The organism is Agarivorans sp. QJM3NY_33 (assembly GCF_050870865.2).
Classification (GTDB): Bacteria; Pseudomonadota; Gammaproteobacteria; order Enterobacterales; family Celerinatantimonadaceae; genus Agarivorans.
Genome location: NZ_CP194039.2, coordinates 370,802 through 396,289 on the forward strand (window position 1 = coordinate 370,802; position 25,488 = coordinate 396,289).

At 45.9% G+C, this 25,488-nt stretch carries 14 protein-coding genes and 1 pseudogene; 6 read left to right on the forward strand and 9 right to left on the reverse strand.

The window, feature by feature from the left end; all coding sequences use genetic code 11:
* Positions 1-34: 34 nt before the first annotated feature.
* The gene (locus tag ACRRSY_RS01665; protein WP_432464252.1) at positions 35-1,960 is read left to right on the forward strand and encodes a DNA topoisomerase III; all 1,926 of its coding nucleotides are present in this window, start codon (positions 35-37) and stop codon (positions 1,958-1,960) included.
* A 141-nt stretch (positions 1,961-2,101) separates the two neighbouring features.
* Here ACRRSY_RS01665 and ACRRSY_RS01670 read toward each other — a convergent pair whose 3' ends face one another.
* The 6 genes and pseudogenes from ACRRSY_RS01670 to ACRRSY_RS01695 form a co-directional block, all read right to left on the reverse strand.
* A complete protein-coding gene (locus ACRRSY_RS01670; RefSeq protein WP_432460698.1) occupies positions 2,102-4,270 on the reverse strand; it encodes a methyl-accepting chemotaxis protein in 2,169 nt (722 codons plus the stop codon).
* Positions 4,271-5,648: 1,378 nt separating this feature from the next.
* Positions 5,649-6,544: pseudogene (locus ACRRSY_RS01675) on the reverse strand (IS5 family transposase).
* A 350-nt stretch (positions 6,545-6,894) separates the two neighbouring features.
* Positions 6,895-8,406, reverse strand: a complete 1,512-nt coding sequence (locus ACRRSY_RS01680; protein WP_432454931.1) for a CoA-acylating methylmalonate-semialdehyde dehydrogenase — start codon at positions 8,404-8,406, stop codon at positions 6,895-6,897.
* A 19-nt stretch (positions 8,407-8,425) separates the two neighbouring features.
* Positions 8,426-9,322, reverse strand: coding sequence for a myo-inosose-2 dehydratase (gene iolE / locus ACRRSY_RS01685; protein ID WP_432454930.1), 897 nt, complete (start codon positions 9,320-9,322; stop codon positions 8,426-8,428).
* Positions 9,323-9,338: 16 nt separating this feature from the next.
* Positions 9,339-11,192: a 3D-(3,5/4)-trihydroxycyclohexane-1,2-dione acylhydrolase (decyclizing) gene (gene iolD / locus ACRRSY_RS01690; protein WP_432464253.1), complete on the reverse strand. Its 1,854-nt coding sequence runs from the start codon at positions 11,190-11,192 to the stop codon at positions 9,339-9,341.
* Positions 11,193-11,204: 12 nt separating this feature from the next.
* A complete protein-coding gene (locus ACRRSY_RS01695; protein WP_432460701.1) occupies positions 11,205-13,112 on the reverse strand; it encodes a bifunctional 5-dehydro-2-deoxygluconokinase/5-dehydro-2-deoxyphosphogluconate aldolase in 1,908 nt (635 codons plus the stop codon).
* A 598-nt stretch (positions 13,113-13,710) separates the two neighbouring features.
* Between ACRRSY_RS01695 and ACRRSY_RS01700 the strand changes: the two genes are divergently transcribed.
* The 4 genes from ACRRSY_RS01700 to ACRRSY_RS01715 all read left to right on the forward strand — a co-directional run bounded on the left by ACRRSY_RS01700 (position 13,711) and on the right by ACRRSY_RS01715 (position 18,508).
* Complete coding sequence (locus ACRRSY_RS01700; RefSeq protein ID WP_432454927.1) at positions 13,711-14,718, forward strand: sugar ABC transporter substrate-binding protein; 1,008 nt, start codon at positions 13,711-13,713, stop codon at positions 14,716-14,718.
* Between the two features lie 160 nt (positions 14,719-14,878).
* Positions 14,879-16,372, forward strand: coding sequence for a sugar ABC transporter ATP-binding protein (locus ACRRSY_RS01705; protein ID WP_432464254.1), 1,494 nt, complete (start codon positions 14,879-14,881; stop codon positions 16,370-16,372).
* A 58-nt stretch (positions 16,373-16,430) separates the two neighbouring features.
* Positions 16,431-17,450, forward strand: a complete 1,020-nt coding sequence (locus tag ACRRSY_RS01710; protein ID WP_432460703.1) for an ABC transporter permease — start codon at positions 16,431-16,433, stop codon at positions 17,448-17,450.
* 230 nt (positions 17,451-17,680) lie between these two features.
* On the forward strand, positions 17,681-18,508 hold the full coding sequence (locus ACRRSY_RS01715) for a MurR/RpiR family transcriptional regulator (RefSeq protein WP_432454924.1): 828 nt from the start codon (positions 17,681-17,683) through the stop codon (positions 18,506-18,508).
* A gap of 99 nt (positions 18,509-18,607) precedes the next feature.
* Here the strand turns inward: ACRRSY_RS01715 and iolG are convergent, their stop codons facing one another.
* From iolG to ACRRSY_RS01730, 3 genes are all read right to left on the reverse strand, one after another.
* Complete coding sequence (gene iolG, locus ACRRSY_RS01720) at positions 18,608-19,591, reverse strand: inositol 2-dehydrogenase (RefSeq protein WP_432454923.1); 984 nt, start codon at positions 19,589-19,591, stop codon at positions 18,608-18,610.
* A 118-nt stretch (positions 19,592-19,709) separates the two neighbouring features.
* Positions 19,710-20,528, reverse strand: coding sequence for a 5-deoxy-glucuronate isomerase (gene iolB, locus ACRRSY_RS01725; protein ID WP_432454922.1), 819 nt, complete (start codon positions 20,526-20,528; stop codon positions 19,710-19,712).
* A 376-nt stretch (positions 20,529-20,904) separates the two neighbouring features.
* Entirely contained in the window at positions 20,905-23,073 is a 2,169-nt protein-coding gene (locus tag ACRRSY_RS01730; protein WP_432464255.1) for a methyl-accepting chemotaxis protein, read from the reverse strand.
* 1,253 nt (positions 23,074-24,326) lie between these two features.
* Here ACRRSY_RS01730 and ercA point away from each other — a divergent pair.
* On the forward strand, positions 24,327-25,487 hold the full coding sequence (gene ercA, locus ACRRSY_RS01735) for an alcohol dehydrogenase-like regulatory protein ErcA (protein ID WP_432464256.1): 1,161 nt from the start codon (positions 24,327-24,329) through the stop codon (positions 25,485-25,487).
* The last annotated feature ends 1 nt before the right edge of the window (position 25,488 follow it).

A 25,488-nucleotide genomic window follows, 5' to 3' on the forward strand; every position in this document is an offset into this window, starting at 1 on the left:
CAATAACTGTATAAACAAACAGGTGTTGTAGCCCTTGCGTCTCTATATTGCAGAAAAACCCAGCCTCGCCCGCGCGATTGCTGCGGTATTACCCAAGCCTCAGCAAAAGCTAAATGGTTATATTCAGCTCGCCAACGGCGATTGTGTGACTTGGTGTATTGGCCATTTGTTGGAACAGGCAGAACCGGAGCACTACGATGCTCGTTTTAAGCAATGGCGTTTGGAGCATTTACCAATCTTTCCCGAGCAGTGGCACTGGCAAGCGAAATCGAAAACGGCGGCGCAACTGCGAGTGATTAAGGGCTTGATTAAACAGGCTGGTGAGTTGGTGCATGCTGGTGACCCCGATCGCGAAGGTCAGTTGTTGGTGGATTTAGTCATTGAGCACTGTAAGGCGAAGGTGGCTCTGAAGAAGTCCTGCCAACGTTTACTGTTAAGCGACTTAAACCCTGCTGCGGTGAGTCGTGCCTTGAAACAACTAAAATTCAATCAAGAATTTGCCGCGCTCTCGACCTCGGCCTTAGCCCGTTCACGCGCCGATTGGTTGTATGGCATTAACTTAACTCGTGCCTATACCTTAAAAGGGCAACAGCAGGGCTACGGCGGGGTGCTGTCGGTGGGTCGAGTGCAAACTCCAATTTTAGGTTTGGTGGTGAGGCGTGATCAGGACATTGCAAATTTTGTGAGTCGTCCTTTTTATCAAGTGGAGGCGAAGCTGCGCACCGAAAGCGGTGAGTTATTCAGCGCCTTTTGGCAGCCCAGCGAAGCCTGTAAACCCTATCAAGACGAAGAAGGACGTGTGCTCAGTCGTCCCCTTGCCGAGCATGTGGCGAAGCGGATCAGCGCTCAGACTGCCTTCTTGCAAAGTTTAAAGCAGCAAGATAAACAACAAGCGCCGCCCTTGCCTTACAATCTTTCAAGTTTACAGATCGACGCCGCGAAGCGTTACGGCTATAGCGCTAAACAAGTTCTCGATATCTGTCAAAACTTATATGAACGGCATACGCTGATTACCTATCCTCGCTCCGATAGCCGCTATTTACCCAGGCAACATCATGCTGACGCACCCAAGGTATTGGCGGCGATTAAAAATAATAGCAGTGACTTGGCCGATGCGGTTGACGATGCGGTGCCTCGTCGTCAAAGCAAAGCCTGGAATGACGCCAAGGTGGATGCGCATCACGCCATCATTCCCACCGAAAAGCGCTATCTGGCGCAAAATCTTGGCGAGGCAGAGCGACGGGTATATCAATTGATTGCGCGTCAATATATTGCTCAGTTTTACCCTCACTATCGTTATGCCCATAGCGAAGCGCTGATTCAGATTGCTGATGGGATGTTTAAAGCCAGCGCCAATCAGCTGCTAGAGCTTGGTTGGAAGAGTCTCTTTCCCAAGAAAAAAAATACTGAAGATGAGCTGTTATTACCGCCCTTAACTCAGGGGCAAGCGCTGCACTGTATCGAGGGTGTGGTGCTCGATAAACAAACGCAGCCGCCTAAGGCTTACACTGATGCTAGCCTACTGGCGGCGATGACCGGAATTGCGCGGTATGTGCAAGATCCGGCCTTAAAAGCAGTGCTCAAAGAAACCGATGGTTTAGGTACTGAAGCGACTCGGGCGGGAATTATTGAACTGTTATTTAAGCGCGGTTTTTTACAGCGTCAGGCTAAACAAATTCATGCCAGCGACAGTGGCAAGGCTCTGGTTATGGCTTTGCCTGAGTTATGTACCTGGCCGGATATGACAGCTCATTGGGAAATGCAGCTCAATGGTATTAGCCAACGTAGTCAAAGTTATCAGGGCTTTATGCAAGGTATGCAAGCGCAGTTAAGTGATTTGGTTAAGCACAGTGCCAGCATTAATGCGCAAGCCTTTGTCGGCTTAGTCAAACCCGCAGCTAAAGGAGCGGCTAGAAGGGGAAAGCGAAGCCATTACCGGAAGAAGGTGGCGGCAAAATGAGTTTACAATTGAGCTCTTGTTACACTGATGGTGATGTGAAAACTAGCTCTTTCGTGGAGGACGTTAGCTTGTGGGAGCTTTGTTTGGCAAATAAAATGGCCAATACTGATGGTTGGCCATTTTATTCTCTTACACCATAAATTAAGACTTGAGTTTAAATTGCTGAATTAGATTATTCAGTTCTCGAGATTCGCTAGAGAGTTCGTTGGATGCATTGGCACAACTCTCCGAATTATTGCTATTTTGATGGGTTACCTCGTCGATTTGATTAATCCCCAGACTGACTTGCTCGGCGCCTGAGGCCTGCTCGTTGGCCGCTTGGGCAATTTCATTCACCAATACCGCCACTTCGCCAGCATCTTTTACAATTGCATCTAAGGCGCTGCCAGTTTGATGAGACAGTTCAATCCCGCGCTGGGTGTGTTTGGCTGAAGTATCGATTAATATCGCGGTTTGTTGTACCGCTTCGGCACTACGTGCGGCCAGCTTACGCACTTCGTCTGCGACCACCGCAAATCCTCGTCCCTGCTCGCCCGCTCGCGCAGCTTCAATGGCCGCATTTAAGGCCAGCAAATTGGTTTGTTCTGCAATTGACTCGATGGTGTCGATGATGTTGTTGATCTCATTGCCTGAGTTTTCGATGTCTTTCATGGCACCTTGTAGCTCGGTCATCAGTTGGTTGCCAGAGCTGGCTGAGTTAACCGATTGCACTGACAGTTGATTGGCTCGGTCCGCGTTGCCTGAACTTTGACGGATTTGAGCAGCAATTTCGGTGATTGTGGCGCTAATTTCGGTGACCGCAGAGGCGGATTGTGTAGCGCCACTGGCTAAATCATGACTCAGATCTGAAACTTTACCGGCATTGTCGCCAATGACTTCAGAACGTTGTCGGATCTGACCTACCAGTTGGTTCAGGTCACCGACCATTTGCACTAAAGCCTTACCTAATTGGTCTTGCTCAGAAGCGAGTGTGACCTCGAGATCTAAGTCACCTTTGGCAATTCGCTCAGCGATTACCACCTGGTGTTGCAAACTATCGGCCATGTTATCGAGGGCCATCGACAGCTGGCCAGTTTCATCGGCACTGTTAAAATTTAAGCGCTGCTTAAAGTTACCTTTGGCAATCGACTGAGCCATTTCAACGGCTTTTAAGATCGGTTGAGTCAATTTTTTCGCCATAGCAATCAGGACGAAGATGGCAAGTAGTGAAATGATTAAACCCGCGCCGACTTGCCAATTTATATCGCTGAGGTTGTTATCGGAAAGCGTTTTGGATAGCGCATGAACCTCGGCCAACACCAAGTCTTTGTCGATGGTGATTACGATAGCCCATTGAACGCCAGTTTGGCCTAAGGTAATCGGCGCATAGACTTGTAAGCTATTATCCGCTTCGATTGTATTAATGGTTAACTTACCGGATTGGATGGTTGAGATAACTTGTTGGCTATTCAGGCCTGAAACATTGGAGATCGATTGACCAACGTACTTTGGCTGACGACTGTTGGCAATAAATAAGCCCTGTGCGGAAATAATCGAAACCTTGGAATTTCCTTGATAAATCTGTTTGGAGACTTGTTCGCTAAGCTGTTGCACAAAGCTCAAGTCGTAGTCTGCGCCAACTACGCCAAGAAATTGGCCATTAGCGCTGATTGGTACCGACAGCGTCGCGAGCCAGATATTTTTGCCCTGTACGATGTAAGGTAATGGTGCGGTGACCGTTTCATGGCGTTGATTTTTGGGCACCTGATACCAAGCGCCTTTGACGACGCCATTAGGATGTTGGGCTAGCGAATCGTATTCAACCAAGGATTGAATCTCAGTTTTGCCAGAATGATCACGGGTCCAATAAGGGGTGAAGCGTCCAGTTTGAGCGTTGTTACCGTCTTTCCCATTTTTAAATAACTGATCGTTTCCATCAAATGCATTGGGCTCCCAGCAACTATAAGTACCATTTAAGTCGGGGTTACTTTTTAAGACTTCCAATAATATGTCGTTAAATACGGGGCGATCTATGGTGGTGGTGTGATGAGACATATCATCGGATTTAGCGGCAGAGGCGGCGTTCGCTAAAGCCCTAGCTGCGCTTAATCCTTCTTCTAAGCGGCGGCTGACTGATTCCGCATAGTTTGATGCCGTTGCGCCGAGCTGCTTTAGGGCGGCATCTTCCACTAAGGCTGAGACTTTTTTTGATACCAATTGCTGAGATGAAGATGCTGAATAGACACTCAGTGCGACTAAGATCCCTGCCGAGATTAATAAGCAGGAACCAGCAACGAGTGCAATTTTTGATTGAATCGATTGTAATTTCATAAAAAAATAGCCTATATCCATGATCAATAATAAACCGAATATGCGTGCGGTTTAATCCATTTAATTAAAGCTGTGGGCTTTAAGCCTATTGGTCTTTCGTGATCCATTTTTGTTCGAGATAAGAGCGATTTCATCACTCAGATGAGTATGCCTAGAGTTCAGTCAGTATTGCTCAAGCCTTTCTTTATAAGAAAGGTGTAACGCAACTTCTTGTCGAACTTTAGCTAGTGTTTATCGTTACTTTAGAAGGCTTTACAGAGCTTACTGGATGGCCTAACTATGCCTTTAACAACGCAACAATTTACAAAGATAAATAGACCTAGTCATAAGCTTCGTTTGGTGTACTTTGCTTAGCCGAATGAGTAAATTAACGTCAGGTTTACTTCAGGTAGTCGAACTCCTGTTCGCTTATTTATTGAGCCCAGAATATCCATGATTGATAGGCCCTCCTTATTTTTGATTAATGTCCATATTTATTTAAGTAAATATACTTTTAGTCGGCGGCTACAAAATAAATTAAATTTTTTATATCTTTTTGTGGATGAATTTATTGTATTTATCTCGCCTTGTAATCAAATCACCTAATATTTCGAATATTCCCTATGAACGATGATAATAATTTTTGGCTTATATATTTGGGTGAATCGGTTCATCATTTGGTAATGAACGTTTTATAGCTTGATAAATGTAGAAGCTAAGTATCTTAACAAAAACCAAAATATTAATGATTTTAACTATATCTATTTTTTTTTAACTCGCCAACCCCCCTCTTCGTTTCTAAGTACGCCTATCTTTGCTTTTCATCAGCGGCCTTAACTTATTTGTATAGAAAACACATAATTAATGACGATTTTGTTTTTATAATGAAGTGGATAATAGGCATCAAGCAAGTTAAATCAGGCTTGATTTATAATTATTGAGTCAAGTTAATTTTAATGTAATTCATTGTTTTTGTTTGATTTTTTATTTATTTGTAATTGATTTTTTTAATCGTTACATTAATTTATTCGCGTGGAAGTATTCTTTCACTTGTATGCTGCACTTAGTTTATATAAATATATAATGTAAACTTATCGATACAGGTGAGTTGCTAGTTAATTGTTTTTACTAGTTCTTGTGAGTGCTCGAATGATTTTTTATTTGCTGTTTGTTTTATTTTTAGTTCGGTTTATAGGTTTTTAATTTCTTACTGGTTGGTATTTAATTGTTGGATCTAATTTCGCTATTGAATCTAAATTGACTGCGTTGTTTCCTAAAATAATTTATCACTATCAGATGCATCTAAATGACGCTGAATCCTCACTCTCATTGGCCACTTCAGTGGCGTTGTTGGTCAACTCCCAGCTTAAGGCGCAGCCATCCTAGGCTGTTCCGCTATTTAGCCAGTTACCTGACGAACAGGCATATCTAGACTCGTCATTCTGTTTACCGCCCCTACACTTGCCATCATTTCTCCCACTTGCGTATTGTAATGACACAAGCTCTGTTTTCCACTTAGCAGCCGTGTGTAACGGTGCATCGCCGTCTCGGATAATGAGCGCTCATAGTAGCCCGATTGGTTTTTCCACTCTTCAGCATTTCATTCTTTAGCGCTTTAAGCTCTTGACTACAAGGGGGGGCTTTCTTCCCTGCAACTGGCGTTTTTGCTTGCGGGATGGCAGGAATAACGCCTTTGCGTTTCAATCGCGTATAACAGTGCTTGGTCGCATCGACACCATCTGCTGAGACTTGGATTATTTTACGACGAAGCGGATTTGAGAGTGTCGATAAACGTTGCCATCATGCTCTGAATTGAGCGAAGCCACCATGCTCACCACTTGATGTGTATCTGCATCGACAGCAAGATGAACTTTACGCCATATTCGGCGCTTTTCCTTTCCATGCTTGCGAACCCTCGATTCGCCTTCAGCAAACACTTTTAGGTCCGTTGAATCAATCACGAGGAGGTTAATTGGGCCTCTATTGCGTCAGCGATAGCTCACATTCACCGTTTTTGTTGGTTTACGAATACAGCTGTAGTCAGGTGATTGAAGGTCGACATTCATCAGTAGGAATATAGAGTTGATAAGGCCTACCAAGGTGCCAAGCGGAAGCTTAAACATAGTTTCTATCATCAGTGCATGCCGTGCCGATGGCGGTATTACTATCGGTGTCGCCGCGATCTCGACGACCAGTTGCGTGTTGACTCATTCAGCCAACAGTAATTAAACCTCACTAGGTTAAGGCCATGTTGTATTGCTTCCAGTTAATGATGTTGCTTTTTACTTTGTCTATGGCACGACCTAAATGTAGCGGCTTAACGATCAGATCGCGGAAAGCCCGAAAGGTTCATTCTAATTTAGGCAACAACGCCGTTTGTCATCTCTGGCTAGGATTTGACTGGTCGATCGATATTAGGCTGGTTGATTTTGAAGAATTATCAGTTGAGACTGTCTTTGATGTAGGGAGCATAAACCGACACAGGCGTGATATGAAACCTGCTGAACGGCAGTGTATGCGTCGTCTGGTTTTGGCCTCCTTTTACGTTATCCATCAGTTAAAAGTGATGGGCATTTCTCTTCGGCTACCGATAAAAATACCCGGTAAACCGGGTATTGATGAGTCGTGGACGACAGCTTGGTTCACTAATCCATGGTTGGCATTACAAACGTGCTGCTATGTTGCTCTAAACGGACGCTAGTTGGCCAACGACTGGTAACTGTTTTCATACGGGTATAAAAGCGCACTCCGTCGTTGCCGTGGACATTGAGCGGCCCAAAAATAGAGCGCTTCCAGCCCCCGAAACTGTGGAAGGCCATCGGTACTGGAATGGGCACATTCACGCCGATCATCCCGACTTGAACATCTTCACTAAACTGACGGGCGGTCTCACCATCACGGGTAAAGATAGCGGTGCCATTGCCGTACTCATGACGATTGATTAGGGCCAGAGCAGTGTCGTAATCGCTGACACGCACAATTGCCAGTACCGGACCAAAAATTTCTTCTTGATAGAGGGTCATCTCCGGGGTGACCTGATCGATCAGAGTTGGGCCCACAAAATAACCAGCCTCGTGACCAGCTACGCTGAAGTTTCGACCGTCTACCACAATGCTTGCCCCTTGGCTTTCCCCTGAGCTGATATATTGATAGATCTTCTGCTTATGTGGTTCGGAAATCACCGGCCCCATGTCGTTTTCTGGTCCATCGACAATGCCCGGTCCAACTCGCATCTGGGCGATTTTATGTTGCAGGTTTTCAAGCAAGGCATCACCAATTTCATCGCCAACTACAACCGCCACTGACAGGGCCATGCAGCGCTCACCTGCGGCGCCAAAAGCGGCTCCCATGATGGCACTCGCTGCCATTTCCAAATCGGCATCGGGCATCAAGATACAGTGATTTTTGGCGCCGCCTAAGGCCTGACAACGTTTACCATGGGCAGATGCGGTAGCGTAAATATATTCGGCTATCGGGGTGGAACCAACAAAGCTGACCGCTTGCACGCGAGGGTCGCTTAATAGCACATCGACCGCTTGTTTATCGCCGTTGACTACATTAAACACGCCATCGGGGAGTCCCGCCTCTTTGAGCAGTTCTGCCATGATCAGGCTGAGTGAGGGATCTTTTTCCGAAGGCTTTAGTACAAAGCTATTACCGGTTGCCAGTGCGATCGGGAACATCCACATCGGCACCATTGCGGGGAAGTTGAATGGTGTAATCCCGACGCAAACTCCCAGCGGCTGCATTAAGGAATGACTATCCACACCCGTTCCGACATTGGCAGAGTGTTCGCCTTTTTGTAAATGTGGAATACCACAAGCAAATTCAACCACCTCTAAACCCCGAGTGACTTCGCCGACGGCATCGGAGTATATTTTACCGTGTTCATTGGAGATCACGCGAGCTAGGCGATCGATGTTTTGTTCCAGTAAGCCTTTAAATTTGAACATCACTCGAGAGCGTTTTAAAGGCGAAGTTTTGGCCCACGCAGGAAAGGCATTTTCGGCAGCGGCAATCGCTTCTCTAGTTTCTTCCGCACTGCTTAAGGCGACTTGTTTAGTCTGCTCGCCAGTCGCGGGATTGTAGATAGCAGCCAAGCGCTGACTGCGAGTTTCACGGATTTGACCGTGGATAAAATTCTGAACGGTTTCCATTATTAATCCTTAGTTGGCCCTAGTGATTGAATAAGCCAGCATCAGCGGCCATTTGATTGAGATTTTTGTAACCCAACTTGGCGTAGGTGAGGGGATGCGCAATGGCAGGATCTTGTTCTGCTTCGACCACCAGCCAGCCTTGATATTGATGTGCAGCCAAGACTTGCAGAATCGGCGGATAGTCCACACCACCGTCTCCAGGAACGGTAAAAACACCATCTAGGACCGCGTCAAGAAAGCTGGTTTTACGGTTTTTAACATCAGCGAGGATATCCAGACGAATGTCTTTGGTATGGACATGATTGATCCGATGGGCCCATTTTTTAGCGACTTTCAGCGGGTCGTCACCAGCAAACACAAGATGACCAGTATCCAGCAATAAGCCGACTTCATCCCCGGTGTGTTGCATTAGTTGGTCGATATCTGCGGCTGATTCAATCACCGTTCCCATATGATGGTGATAGGCAACCTGAACCCCCTGGCTTCGGGTGTAGCGTGCAAATTCGGTGAGCTTCTTACCATAGTCCTGCCATTGCTCGGCTGGGAATTGCGGACGAAGGTGGACTGGGGTGTCCTGTTTACCGTGGATACAGTGGGTGACCTCGGCAAATACCATCACCTTGGCTCCGAGTTCGCGAAGTAAGGTGAGATGGTCTTGAACTGCCTCAATTTCTTGCTCCACGCTACGGCTTAGCAGCTCTCCCGAATACCACCCCGAGACTAATTGAAGCTGGTGTTGAGCAAGAATGGGGCCTAATACACTGGCTTCACGAGGGAATTTATTTCCCAACTCAAATCCACTGAAACCAGCTAATACACCTTCTGAGAGGCAAGTTTCTAAGGGGGTTTCGGCACCTAAAGACGGTAGATCATCATTGGTCCAGGTGAGTGGGTTAATTCCAATTTGTACGGTCATTATTGCTGCCCTCCTATTAAATTATTTGACGTTGTTTTGCTGCTTCATAGCGTTGACGTGCGGCGCGAACGGGTTCGCGAACCGAGACTTCCGGTATCGCCACTTCCCACCAGGAACCGCCCGATTCCGTGGTGCTAAGTGGATCGGTGTCCAAGCTAATCACATAGCTAATGGGAGAAGCCTTCGCGCGCTGTAAAGCTTGTTCAAGCGCTGAAATGTTGGTCACTTGCTCAGCCTGTGCACCTAACGAACGGGCATGCGCCGCAAAATCGGTTTTTGGGGCACCCTGTTCGACGCTATTACAATCTTGCAGTAGATTATTAAACCCGGCGCCGCCACAAGCTTGTTGTAAACGGTTGATACAGCCATAACCGCGATTATCAAGAACCACAATAATCAGCTTCTGCCCCAGCATCACCGAAGTGGCAATTTCAGAATTAAGCATTAGGTAAGAGCCGTCGCCGACCATCACAAAGATTTCCGATTCTGGTTTTGCCATTTTAACCCCAAGACCCCCGGCAATTTCGTAGCCCATACAAGAGAAGCCATATTCGAGGTGATAACCTTTGTCGTAGCGGGTACGCCATAGCTTATGCAGTTCACCGGGTAAGCCACCGGCGGCACATACCACGATATCTTGCTCGTCAGCGCTGCGGTTCACCGCCCCAATCACTTCTGCATCGGTAGGCAGAGAGCTGTGGCGATCGGTCATGGCAATCGATACGGTTTGATTCCATTGCTGACGGTACTGTTCGGCTTGGTCGCGCCAGTCGGCAGTGCTGCTCCAACCGTCTAATGTCGTTTGTAGCAGCGGTAGAACCCGTTTAGCATCTGCAACCAAGGCTTGGCTGTAATGTTTGCTGGCGTCGAAGCCGTTGATATTAATGGATATGATGCGAGCATCGGCCTTGAACAAGGCCCGCGAACTAGAGGTGAAGTCTTGCAAACGGGTGCCAACAGCAATCACCACGTCGGCTTCTTTGGCCAGGTGGTTGACGGCTTCGGAACCAGTGACGCCAATCGACCCCAGGTTGCAGACGTGATCCCAAGGTAAAGCACCCTTACCTGCCTGGGTTTCACCAACTGGCAGCTGATAAGCTTCGACAAAGGCTTTAAATTCGGCGGTGGCTTCGGAGTAGTGAATCCCTCCTCCTGCGATCACCAGTGGTTGCTTGGCCTGTTGTAGCAACGCCACTGCTTGGGCTAGTTCAAATTCGTCGGCTCCCATGCGGCGAACATGATGAATTTTCTCGGCAAAGAAATGCTCGGGGTAGTCAAAGGCCATGGTTTGTACATCTTGTGGTAGCGCCAAGGTGACTGGTCCACATTCGACCGGATCGGTGAGTACTCGCATCGCTTGCGGTAAGCTGTTGAGCAATTGTTCTGGCCGGGTGATGCGATCGAAAAAACGACTGACCGGTTTGAAGCAATCGTTGGGCGTGATGGTGGCATCGCTCCAGTTTTCGATTTGCTGTAATACCGGATCGGGTTCGCGAGTGGCAAAGGTATCACCCGGTAACAGTAAAATCGGCAGCCGATTTACATGGGCGAGAGCGGCTGCGGTGACCATATTCAGAGCCCCTGGACCGACCGAACTGGTTGCGGCCATCATGCGTCGGCGATTATTCGCTTTAGCAAAAGCGATGGCACTGTGAGCCATCGCCTGTTCATTATGGGCTCGATAAGTTGGTAAGCTGTCGTTGACGTGATACAGGGCTTCGCCTAGTCCGGCGACATTACCGTGGCCAAAAATGGCAAATACCCCGTGGAAAATCGCTTGAATTTCACCGTCAATCTCAACTTTCTGTGCCTGCATAAACTTCACCAAGGCTTGAGCCATGGTTAAACGCACGGTTTTTGCTGTTGTCATCTGAATTTCCTCTTAGCCGCGTTCACGCCACATGCGTATTAGGCTATGGTAATTGCGTTTGATCTGTTGGTTCAGTTGTTGGGCGCCAATTTCCCCCGCCAGCCAAGCTTGTGCAGGCTTGCCAAAAATGGTGCGCCCCACCGCAAAGCCTTTAACTAGTTTGCTGGGTGCGGCTTGATTAAAGCCTGCTCGTAATTCTTCTTCGGGTGCATCTAGACCAAGTAGGACCACCCCGTGACAGTGGGGATCGCGTTCTGCGATGAGCGTTTCAATTTGTCGCCAGCTATCGCTTTGCATGGGTGGAAGTTTCCACCAATCTGGTTTCACCCCCAAATTATAGAAGCGCTGCATGGCGCGCAGGTACAGCGAGTCGTTACGAGCCATATCGGCGGGTAGAATGACTTCTAACAGCATTTCATGGCCCGATTGACAACAGGCGGCGTACACCTCTTGGATCTGCTTCTCCTGTGCGAGGCGCAGTGGGTGGGCATCTTCTGGATGAAAGAACACTAAACATTTTACGATGTGCTCCAGCGGCCATTCGATGAGTTGTGAACCAATATTGCCGTGTTCCATCGCCAGTGGTCGTGAACCTGGAAGCTCTACCGGTCTGGCAATCCACCAGTCGCTTCCGGTGACTTCATTTAATACCCTTTGACCAAAGCGGCTATCACATAGAATGCCTGCTTTTCCTTGTAGCTCTGCTTCTGCGGTAACTTCTTGGCAAGCTTTAAAAATCAATTGCTTTAGGGGAGCAATAAGGCTGAGGTCGGCACCTGCTTCACGCGCCATTTCGACAAACTGGATCCGGTGATCAAAGGCCAATATGCATAACTCTCCCCAGCTTCTATCGCGGGTAGTGACGCGGTGGAGATGGTTTAAGTGTGGATCTAAATCTGGACGTGGCACTACTGCGGCACGCGACAGATAATCATCGAGCTCTTCTTTACTAGGCATCGCTGGCGCGCAACCGTGGCGTGACACCACTAAGGCACCGCAGGCATTGGCGTAAGCGCCCGCTTGTTGCCAGCTTTCATCATTTAGGTAACCGCGTAATAAGCCGGACATAAAGGCATCGCCAGCGCCAAGTACGTTTAATACATCCACTTGTACGCCTAAGGCGTTAATACCTGCATCTAGATTGTTGGGGATAGCTTCGGTAAATATTGAGCACCCCAAGGTTCCGCGTTTGCAAACAAGCGTTGCATTGGATACTTCACGGACGCTTGTTAACGCGTTAAGGGTGTCGGTTGACCCTCCGGCAATATGGATCTCTTCCTCTGTCCCGACAATCAGGTCGAATAAACCTAATACCTCTTGTAATTGGCGGGTAACTTCCGTTGATTGGATAAAGCGTGTCTCTCCATCACCCAGTGATGTAAGGCCCCAAAGCACCGGTCGATAATCAATATCCAGTGCGGTTTTTACGCCGTGTTTACGCGCATATTTGAGAGCGGTTATTACGGCTTCGCGTGTGTTTGGGTGAGACAGGTGAGTCCCGGTAATTGCTAAGCATCGGGCGGAGGCAATATAGCCTTCGTCGACATCATCTGCACGAATCGCCATATCGGCGCAGTTGTCACGATAGAAAATGAGCGGGAAGGTGTCTTCATCTTTAATACCCAAAATAACTAGTGCTGTGAGGCGTTCTTTATCGGTGATAAGGTGACTGGTATCAACGCCCACACGCTGTAGTTCTTCACGTAAGAAACGTCCCATGTGTTCATCACCAACCCGTGCGAACATTGAAGACTTCAGTCCTTGGCGGGCGGTCCCATAGGCGACATTCCCGGAAGATCCGCCTAAGTATTTGGAAAAAGAGCCCATATCTTCCAAACGTGCGCCTATTTGTTGACCATAGAAGTCAACCGCCACTCGCCCCATACAAATCAGATCAAGCTTCTTATCAAGAGCCTTCATTGTTTCGTCACTCCTTAAAAACGTGTTGGTTTCTCACCTAGGATACTTAGCTAGCATCCGCTTTATCTTACACCTTACGTGAAATATACGTTTCGAATCAAAATTAAATCGAAATATTTAATCTGAAGTGTGATCGGTGATCTGTTTTTCGTTCATTACCATAAAATCGAAGGGCAAATGATTTCATTTCTGACTCGCAATTATCGCCTAAAACGAGACTTTAATAAGTGGAATGAAAATTCCACAAAGATTTATCGGTAACAATAATAAATCCTCGCAATTACCATTTACAACTTTAAATGAATGTAAAACAATTAGTTAGCCATTATTTTTAGAATGGAATATAAATTTCAATGAGACCAGCTTAACACTTTTAACAATTAAGAAACATTGGGGCTGGTTATATTTACAACATCATTTTATAGTTCAATACCAAGGGCAAATAATTACTATTCAAGACTTTCGGCAAGGCTTTTACTAGCTTATACGCCATAAGAATTGAAATTTTTGTATGAAATACAGGACGTTTTATCGTTCAATGTGAAATGAAAATTTCATTTTGAGTCCTGATGGTTGATCAATAACAAAGGAGATATTCATGCCATCATTTAAACAATACCTCACCCGGGGGCTTAGTCCCGTGAGACAACTCATGACAATGAGCTTCTCTATGCTTAAAGGTGTTTTGGTTGTCGCAGGCTTTTTGCTGCTGACGGCTTGTGGTCAAGAAGAGGCGAAAAGTGATGTCACCCGGATCGGTGTGGCGATCCCTAATTTTGACGATACCTTCATGGTGTATATGAAAGATGCCATGGACAAATATGCAAAGCAGCAAAATGGAAAAGTTGAACTGTTGTTTGTTGATGCGAAGGAAGACACCGCCAAACAATTGGGTCAGGTTGAAAACTTTATTGTTCAGAAAATGGATGCGATTGTCTTAGTGCCAGTGAACACCGAAGCAACGCAGCCGATGACTGATAGCATCGTGAAGGCGGGTATTAAACTGGTTTATTTGAATCGTCGTCCTTCTTACCTCCCGCAAGGAGTGTCTTATGTGGGATCCGAAGAGTTGAAGTTTGGTGAAACTCAAGCAGCCTATGCCGCGAAAGCTAAAGAAGGTGGCAATGTTGGGATCTTAATGGGGATGTTGACTCAAGAAGCGGCGATTATGCGAACCAAGGGTGTCGAAGATTATTTCGCCGATAAACCTAAGTTTAAGGTGGTACGTAAACAAACCGGTTTATGGCAGCGTACCCAAGGGATGTCGGTCATGGAAAACTGGCTGAATTCTGGCGATAAGCTCGACATCATTTTAGCCAACAATGATGACATGGCTTTGGGTGCCATTCAGGCCTTGCAAGCCGCCGGTAAACTTGATGACACACTAGTGGTTGGTGTTGATGCAACACCCGATGGTTTGACGGCGGTTAAAAGTGGTGCGTTGAATGCCACGGTATTCCAAGACGGTTCGGGTCAAGCCCGTGCGGCGATTGATACTGCGGTTGATGCTGTAAAAGGGAAACCGCATGAGCAGATTACTTGGATCCCAGCAGAACTCGTCACCAAAGATAATTTGGCTGCCTTTGAAGCCAAACATAAAAGCTAAATTGTGCGTCGCAAACGCTCACGTGATACCAATCTAGACAAGCCAATGTTTAAAGCGCGCAGCGGCTTGTTTAGCTTGGTCACACGCTAGTCATTTATGTTGTGGCTCTATCCCATGTTTCTATAGTTGCTGTGGTGGAGCCCTTTGGGGAGTATTCAATATGAGTCAAGTTTTACTCGAAATGCGTGGTATCACCAAGAGTTTTCCGGGTGTCAAAGCATTAGACAATGTTCGGTTAACCTTAAGAGAAGGTCGCGTTATGGCCTTGATGGGAGAAAATGGCGCTGGTAAATCCACACTGATGAAGGTGATGTTTGGTATTTATCAACGCGATAGTGGCAACATTTTTTATCGAGGAAAAGCGGTTGAATTTTCTGGGGCTAAAGATGCCTTAGAAGCTGGGGTTTCGATGATTCATCAGGAGTTATCGCCGATCCTCCACCGTAGTATTGCTGAAAACATATGGTTAGGACGGGAGCCGTTAAAAGGCCCGTTAAAATTGATTGACCATCCAAAAATGTATCGTGATACAGAAGCCTTGTTGGAAAAACTCGATCTTCATTTAGATCCAAGAACGCCGATGGTCGATCTGACGGTGGCCACCATACAAATGGTGGAGATTGCCAAGGCCATTTCCTACAACTCAGAGATTATCATTATGGATGAACCGACTTCGGCGCTGACCGATAAAGAAGTCGCTCACCTATTTAAGATCATCGATATGCTGAAGTCTCGAGCTTGTGCGGTGGTTTATATTAGCCACAAAATGGATGAGATTTTTCGTATTTGCGATGATATCACGGTGTTTCGTGACGGGTGCTTTATCGGTGAACGCGAGGCCAAAGACACGAATAATGACGAATTGGTGCAAATGATGGTGGGGCGAGATCTGGGGGATGTTTTTCCACCACCAACCGCTAAACCGGGCAAAACTCGCTTAGAAGTGCGTGATCTGACGGTTAAAGGTTCATTTGAGAATGTTAGCTTTGATCTTCGTGAGGGAGAGATCCTCGGGATCGCAGGATTAGTTGGCGCGGGACGAACCGAGCTAATTGAAACCTTGTTTGGGGTGCGTCAAAAAGATGCGGGCTTGATTCGTATCAATGGCAACGAGGTGGATATTAAAACACCGCAAGATGCGATTCGCCATAAAATGGCATTTTTGACCGAAGATCGACGCCAATCGGGCTTGTACCTGATGCTGGATATCTTTGCCAATACCTCGATTGCCCACCTCGATGCCTACCGTAACAAAGTAGTGAATGTCTTAGATGTTCGGAAAATGCGTACCGATAGTGCCGAGCACTGTAAGAAGCTCAAGGTTAAAACCCCTGATATGCATGAAACCATCGATAACCTCAGTGGTGGAAATCAACAAAAAGTATTGCTGGCGCGTTGGATGCTGACCAAGCCGGACATTTTGTTTCTTGATGAACCGACTCGCGGTATCGATGTTGGTGCGAAATCAGAAATTTACAAATTAATGCGCTTACTAACGGGAATGGGGAAGAGTCTGGTGATGATCTCATCCGAACTGCCAGAAGTGATGGGGATGAGTGATCATATTCTGGTGATGCATGAAGGTCAGCTTAAAGGTGCCGTCGCAGGATCTGATGCCTCCCAACAAAAAATTATGACGATGGCGCTGAGCTAGCTTTCAGAGTGTGAAAAGAAAGCTAAGTAGCTAGAAAAACTATTTAAGGAATAGAGTGATGATTGCGAAACTGCTTAAGGCGAGCCCCAGTGTTGAGGCGTCGAACAACAATATGAAACGTTTTGTTTCTAAGTACGCGATTTATGTCGTCTTTGTCGCCATGTGTATCGTGATGTCGATTTTATCACCGGTGTTTCTTTCGGTTGCTAATTTATTGAACGTTGCGACTCAGATGGCCAGTGTTGGTCTGTTGGCCTTGGGTGTGACAATTATTATTATCACCCGCGGCATCGACCTTTCTTCGGGATCTGTTTTGGCGGTGGCTGCGGTGGTGTCTGCCAGTATGGCGCAAACTATCGATTGGGGGATGCGGATGTATCCTAATATGCCGGAACTGCCGGTTATTGTTCCAATTCTAGCGGCATTAGCGGTCGGCGCAGTGTGTGGTTACATTAATGGTGCCTTGATTGCCTATACCAGGCTCCCGCCCTTTATTGCGACTTTGGGGATGATGATCGTTGCTCGTGGCGCTGCGCTGTTGTATTCCGATGGCCGCCCGATTAGCAGCCTGACAAGTTCCTACCAATGGATTGGCCAGGGGAATATTCTAGGGATCCCGGTACCGATCCTGATTTTCATTGCACTTGCAGTGTTATCCTACATTTTGTTGAACTATACCCGATTTGGTAAGTACGCTTACGCGATTGGTGGCAACGAGACTGCCGCTTATGTATCGGGTATTAATGTCACAAAGTACAAGATTTTGGTGTATACCTATGCCGGCACGCTGGCAGGGATTGCGGCTTTGATCCTCTCTGCTCGCATTAACTCGGGTCAACCGGGTTTAGGGGTGATGTACGAGCTAGACGCGATTGCGGCTGCGACGGTTGGTGGTGTTTCTCATGCCGGTGGTATTGGTACTATTCAGGGAACTATTATCGGAACCATGATAATGGGGGTTTTACAAAACGGTCTCGACTTGCTGAATATCTCCGCATATTGGCAGCAAATTGTTAAAGGCTTGGTGATCATTGGTGCCGTTATGTTTGATATGAAACGTCACCGTAAGGGACACTAAGTTCTGTCGGTATCTAAGTGAGATGATGTAGGATCAGTTTGATGGCAATGATCCTACATTCGTTCCGATAATCGATAATTGAGCTGCTATTCTATTCAGTCTCATCGCTCTCTTTGTTGTTTCAATCCATTTCTTATATCAAACACATTTCGAAACAAAAATTTCATTTACTTTTGGTATACGGTATATTTACGGAAAATGTATTTCAATTTTTAGTTCAGGAGAGTCTAATGAAAGCTGCCGATTCGCTGAGTGAACTGCAGGAACATATTCGTCATAATTACGCGGATCTGAGTAAACGTCTCCAGCAAGTTGCTAAGTATATCCTTGATAATTCGAATAGTGTTGCCTTTGATACGGTGGCTGTCATTGCGCAGCAAGCGGAAGTGCCGCCATCTACACTGATTCGGTTTGCCAATGCCTTTGGTTTTAGTGGTTTTAACGATATGAAACAGTTGTTTCGTCGTAATTTAGTTGAAGAGACAACCAGTTATACCGATCGGGCGCGTTTATATAAACAGCTGGAAAGTGACCCGTTACCACCGGAAACGCCGAAGGGGATTTTGGAAGAATTCGCCCGGGCAAACTGTCAGGCGATGAATCACTTAGTGTCGCAAATTTCCGAAGAAAATCTGCAGCAGGCGGTTGATATCTTACAGCGTGCGGAAAATATCTATCTGATTGGTCTACGTCGTTCGTTTAACGTGGCTTCTTATTTGACTTATGCTTTCCGGCATCTCAATAAACGGGCATTTTTAATCGATGGCTTGGGGGGGATGTTTAAAGAACAATTGAGTATGATTGGCCCAAAAGACGCCGTGGTGGCGATTAGTTTTAGTCCTTACGCTCAAGAAACGGTGATGCTGAGTGAAGTTGCATCTAAAGCGGGGGCACAGCAAATTGTGATTACCGATAGTCAGATCAGCCCTTTGGCCTCATTTAGTGATGTCTGTTTTGTGGTGAAAGAAGCTAAAGTTGATGCGTTTCGTTCTCAATCTGCATCGCTTTGTTTGGCGCAAACACTGGCGGTTTCAATGGCCTTTGAAGAGCGAGAGTAAAGTGATTGAGAGAACAAGCAAAGCCGTGTACGCGGCTTTGCTTGTTTTTATCAACAGAAAAAATTGTTTGAATCTCAAGCCTTGTCTGGTAGGAGGCGCTTATAGGGCCACAGTCATACCTGACTTGAGCGATAGTAAAGCGGCATCTGCCATTTTTAGTGCCAATTCCCCATCATCGCCTGAACATTCTGGGCTTGCGCCATTCAGCACATCCACAAAGTGTTGCCACTCTGCAATGTAAGCGTCCTTATAGCGTTCAAGAAAGAAAAGCATCGGTTTTGCTGCATGTTGCCCGGTATGTGTCCACTGGCTCACCAGACTTTCTCGTTGGTTTTCGGCTTGAAGCATCCCGAGTTCGCCATGTAACTCGAGTCGCTGATCGTAGCCATAGCCTGAGCGACGGCTATTTTGGATTACCGCCATGGCTCCCGAGGGGAAATTGAGGATCAGTACCGCAGTATCGATATCACCCGCTTCACCAATCGCAGGATCGACTTTACAGCTACCATGCGCTGAAATTGACAGCGGGTCTTCCCCGAGAATAAAACGGGCCATATCCAAATCATGAATCGTCATGTCTCGGAAGATGCCGCCAGACACTTGACTATATTCGGCTGGTGGTGGCTCAGGATCCCGCGAGGTAATCGTGAGGGTGGCTGGTGCGCCAATCGCGCCTTGGTCCAACTGCTGTTTTAATGCCCGAAATTGAGGATCGTAGCGGCGGTTAAAGCCTACTAGGATCGGTACTTGATGGGTTTTCACTACGGCCAGGCAATCGCGGACACGGCTGATATCTAAGTCAATCGGTTTCTCACAGAAGATCGCTTTCCCTGCTTTGGCGGCAAGTTCTATTAAATCGGCGTGGGTGTCTGTTGCTGAACAAATACATACGCCATGGATCTGCTCATCTTGCATGGCTAGTTCAAGAGTCTGACGTTGCGCGCCATACTGCTGGCAGAGTTGCTCGGCATTCACATCATAGGGGTCGATCACCGAATACAAGCGTGTTTGTGGATGATTGGCAATATTGACAGCATGGACTTGTCCAATCCGTCCTGCACCGAACAGTGCGATATTAAACATGTTGTGCTCCTTACGGGTGTGACAGAAGAAAACCCACCGTTGAACATAATTGAGCGGGCTTACGTTTGGGTAATGGGGGCCTTACATAAATTAATTGAAGCTTCATTGTCGCCTCGAGTTATGCGCTGACATAGCTTGCAGAGTTAATCCAAGCGTGATCTTTTTCCCATGCAAATAACCATTTTCGAGTGGGTCCTGCCATTACATTTAAGTAGTAACTGTTATAGCCAGCAATTGTCGCTACCGGATGATAACCCTTGGGCACCATCACCACGTCTTTGTCATAGACTGCCATAGATTCATCGAGCTCACGATCATCGGTGTAAACTCGTTGCATGCAAAAGCCTTGCGGTGGATTGAGGCGGTGATAGTAGGTTTCTTCCAAATAGGTTTCGTTAGGCTCGGCATCTTGATCGTGCTTATGGCTGGGATACGAACTGGTACAACCTTCTTCGGTGTAAACTTCTACCACTAGCAGGCTATCGGCTTCTTTGCTATCGGGGAGAATATTGTGAACATAACGTTGATTTCTGCCTTGGCCTCGATGCTCTGCATCAATATGCGCTGGTGTGATCAGTCGTGTTGGATAATTTCCTTTTCCGGGTGCTTCGCAGACAGCCAACTCAAGCTTGCTATTCGCAACAATGGTCACCGCTTCGTTGATAGCGACATAGACAGCATAGGGTTTTTTCTTTTCAAAGGGACTCATTCGGTCGCCAATATTAGCGAAGGTTTGTTGTGGGGTTTTGATGGTTGCTCGCCCAGAGACCAACACCAAACATTTTTCATTGTCGCTTGCGTCTAGGGTAAACGATTCACCCCGTTGCCGTTCATAGACTTTAAAACCAACATATTGCCAACCTGCCGATTGGGGGGTGATCTCTTGGACTAATCCTTGATTGTTGTGGGGTTGATATTTAGATAACAAGCGAGGCATAAGTGAATACTCCATCGATTAAGATAAAATGTATTTTTCATTACTCTAGCTATATGGAATTAAAATTTCATTGTTAATTTTGTATTTGATGATTTTTTGTGGACTATTTAACAAGTTTTAAACAAAGCCACCACATTTGTTAGCGCCGACTTGATTGGCGATTGCTTGAAGCGCATCTATCGATGGTTGGTGTAAACAACGAAGGATGGGCTAGCGGCATAGTGCTGTTTAAGGCGCGGTATGAATTGGCGGCTTTGACCATCGATTAAACTCAGGGAATTGACAGGAGAATATTAAACCATGGACAGGAAGTTACATTGAGGCTGAGCAAGCCACCTTGTATAACAGCTGGCTTGTTGCGTATTCGTTTCGTTGTTTAGCGCTTTAATTTAAATTGGCGAAGCAGATTATTTAGCTCTTGAGATTCCTTTGAAAGCTCAGTGGCTGCGCTGGCACAGCTTTCAGAGTTATTACCGTTTTGATGAGTCACCTCGTCAATTTGGTTAATTCCTAAGCTCACCTGCTCTGAACCTGAGGCTTGTTCATTGGATGCTTGTGCAATGTCATTGACTAATATCGCCACTTCACCGGCATCTTTTACAATGGCGTCCAAAGCTGAGCCCGTTTGATGGGACAATTCAATACCTCTCTGAGTATGCTTGGCAGAGGTGTCAATCAGGACTGAGGTTTGTTGAACCGCTTCGGCACTACGCGCGGCTAGTTTACGAACTTCGTCAGCCACCACCGAAAATCCTCGTCCATAATCCCCTGCTCTGGCTGCTTCTATCGCTGCATTCAAAGCCAATAGGTTAGTTTGTTCTGCGATAGATTCAATGGTGTCGATAATATTGTTAATTTCGTGTCCTGAGCTCTCGATATCTTTCATCGCAGTTTGTAGTTCTTCCATTAACTGGTTTCCGATGCTCGCAGAGCTGGCGGACTGAACTGACAATTGATTCGCCTTGTTGGCATTTTCAGAACTGAGACGAATTTGGCTGGCTATTTCGGTGATAGTGGCGCTAATTTCGGTAACCGCTGAGGCCGATTGAGTCGCTCCGCTGGCGAGATCGTGGCTTAGATCAGAGACCTTACCTGCATTGTTGCCAATTACTTCTGAGCGTTGTCGGATTTGACCGACCAGTTGATTTAAGTCGCCAACCATCTGCGAGAGTGCTTTGCCTAGTTGATCTTGATCGGAAGCAAGAGTGACTTCTAAGTTTAAGTCGCCTTTAGCGATTCGTTCGGCAATCACCACTTGTTTTTGTAAGCTATCGGCCATGTTATCAAGCGCATGCGATAACTGACCTACTTCATCGGTACTGTTAAAATTAAGTCGATTGTTAAACTGTCCCTTGGCAATCGACTGTGCCATTTCTACGGCTTTTAAAATGGGTTTAGTGAGGTTTTTCGCCATACTGAGCAAGACCATAATCGCAAAAATAGAGATCACTAGGCCAGCGCCAATTTGCCAATTAATCGCACTGCTATTGTTCTCTGAAAGTTCTTTGGATAACTGGTTTACTTCTGCCAACACTAAGTCTTTATCAATGGTAATGACGATGGCCCATTGTTCTCCTGTTTGTCCTAGTGTAATAGGGGCATACACTTGCAGCGTATGATCCGCCTCAACAGTATTAATGGCTAGTTTTCCAGCCTTAATGGTTGAGATGACTGCAGCGCTATTGATGCTTGAAACGTTGGCGATCGAGTTGCCGACGTTATTGGGCTGAGCACTGTTGGAAATATAGAGGCCTTGAGCGGAGATAATTGCCACTTTAGACCGTCCTTGATAGATCTCTGCAGCGACTTGTTCACTGAGTTGTTGCACAAAGGCTAAGTCGTAATCCGCTCCAACGACCCCATAAAATTGGCCGTTGGCAATGATTGGCACCGATAGAGTGGCCAGCCAGATATTCTTGCCCTGTACAATGTAGGGCAGGGGAGCGGTTACGGTTTCATGCCGTTCATTTTTGGGAACCTGATACCATGCGCCTTTAATGACGCCATTGGGATGTGGTTCTGTAGAATCGTATTCAACCAAGGCTTGTACCTCGGTTCTTCCGGAACTATTTCGAGTCCAATAAGGTGTGAAGCGGCCAGTTTGTGGATTATTGCCGTCGCGGTCAACTCTAAACAGTTGATCTTTGCCATCAAAAGCATCTGGATTCCAACAACTATAGGCACCGTTCAAATCGGCATTACTTTTGAGGACTTCGAGGAGCATGTTATTAAAAACCGTGCGATTTAGGGTGGTGGTGTTATTTGCAAGGTCATAATTTTTTGCGGCTGAGGCTGCTTTGGCTAAGGCCCTAGCAGAACTTAATCCATCTTCTAAGCGTCGACTCACCGATGCCGCATAGGTAGAAGCTGTTGCTCCAAGATGTTTTAAGGCGGTATCTTCGACTAAGGTGGAAGCTTTGGTTGAGACGAATCGTTGCGATGATGCGGCAGAATAGACACTCAATGCAACTAAAACGCTGGCGGTGACGAGTAGGCAGGAGCCTGCGACGAGTGTTATTTTGGCTTGAATTGACTGTAGTTTCATGACGCGCTGCCCTATGCCTATGATTCGTGACTGGCTAAAAAACCGAGTGATTTAATGATGAAAGTTGAGGGTTCATTCATCATAGAGTTATTTTGTTTCATTCTTCGATGAATGAATAAACGCTATATAATCTCTAGTTCGCCGAGTCATTTAGTATAAATTTTGTCTGCGAGCTAAACCCCAGATATTTTTGACTTATGCATATTCTCTGTTCCTATATACGAATTATTTTATGAGAATCGAAAATGATTTATTCATAAAATAACTCTCATTGCTGGGGTATATACTATGAACTTCATTGTTTACTTTACTAGTTTCACACCTTTGAATTTCTATATGATTTACAGATGTACGTACTACTTACATTTTCATTATCTGCGTTAATTCCCTGTGCTTATCGGTAGGGAAGACGCTTACGATCAATTAAACTATAGTCGCTTAACTTAATTAACAGATTACGTATTATTAGGTTGGGTTCTACTACTGCTTCAATTATATTTATAGTTCGGGGTTTTAAATTTACAAATAAATTGAACTTAGCTTAAGTATTTGTAAAACAATGGTTATATTGCATATTCTATTTGTTTGGATGCGGTTCAAATTTTTTAGGAATAATAAAATATATTTTTTTGGATGAGCACCATTGCTGATGATATTTCTAGTTGATGAATAATAGGAGATCGTTTGGTTTAGATGGTGACTTGGTTAACGCTGAAATAGCAGGAACTTTTTTTATTATGGGGTATTGATAAGCATTGTCTCCAGTGTTTAAAGCTAAGTTGAACCCCATCTTTGGCCATGGCCGATTGAATATTCAATTTTAGTCATTGTTTTCTAACGATTTTAGATTCAAGTTTCTACTTTATAATTGCATTTTATTAGCCATCTATTTTTGTTTTTATATTCAATGACTCGCTTTTAATCACTATTACCCTACACTGGATTATATAGTAGCTTATCAAGATTAGATGTTTGAATCGGACCTAGGCTCGTTGGTCTTTAGTTGTCACTTTTTCAAGCTGTGGTGGCGAATCAAGGCCGATCATGTGAAATGTAGCAATCGACATGAATGAAGGGTAACCCAGTATAAAGAACAATGCTCTACCGAAGGTTCGACTAAAAGTTTTTAAGCTTTGTTGAGAGGGATTTACTTGGCTGATTAACTAGACACCGTTCTTGCCGCGAGTAAGTTATTTTTATTTCACACTAAATAGATCACCAAAGATCAATCGTCTCTAGTGAGGGAGACAGGAATGCCCAATTTACTTAACTTACGGAAATTTGTTGCACCGGAGATTATTTTTGGTGCAGGAGCAAGGATGTTAGTTGGCAAATATGCACAGCAATTTTCGGTGGAAAAGGCACTGTTGGTGACGGACCCTGGGGTCATCGCAGCCGGTTGGCTGGAAGATGTACAACAGAGTTTGCAACAAAATGGAATTGCTTACCACGTGTTTGCCGATGTTTCGGCGAACCCTCGCTCGACTGAGGTGATGTTGGGCGCAGAGGTCTATCACCAGCATAGCTGCAATATTATTATCGCAATTGGCGGTGGGAGTCCAATGGATTGCGCTAAGGGTATTGGTATCGTGGTCACCAATAATCTAGATATCCTCAAATTTGAGGGGGTTGATAAAATTCAGTTACCAGTCCCGCCCCTTATCTTCATCCCTACAACTGCAGGTTCGTCTGCCGATGTTTCACAGTTTTGTATTATTGCCAATCAACAGGAGCGGGTGAAGATTGCGATTATCAGTAAATCAATCGTGCCCGATGTTTCACTGATTGACACTGAAACCACCCTTACCATGGATCCTTATTTGACCGCTTGTACTGGCATTGATGCGCTGGTTCATGCCATTGAGGCCTTTGTATCTACCGGTAGTGGGGTATTGACTGACATGTATGCACTAGAAGCGATCAAGTTGATTAGGCAGCATTTACCTGGATTAATTAAGGATCCGACCAATGTTGCTTTAAAAGAAAATATTATGTTAGCCAGTATGAAATCGGGTCTGGCTTTTTCGAATGCTATTTTGGGCGCGGTGCATGCGATGGCGCATAGCTTAGGCGGGTATCTTGATCTCGCGCATGGAGAGTGTAATGCGATGCTGCTAGAACATGTCATCAATTATAATTTTGACAGTGCTGTTGATCGATATAAACCTGTCGCAGAAGCGATGGGAATAGAGATGAAGGGTTTAACGAGTAACGCGATAAAGCATCAACTGATTGCTTCGATAGAGACCTTAAAAAAAGAGGTTGGCATTATGAATCAGTTACGGCAAAAAGGAGTGCATGCCAGCGACATTCCTATATTGTCAAAAAAAGCGGTTCAGGATGCTTGTTTAATCACCAATCCCCGTAAAGCGACCGCAGAGGATATTAAAATCATATTTGAAGAAGCGATGTGAT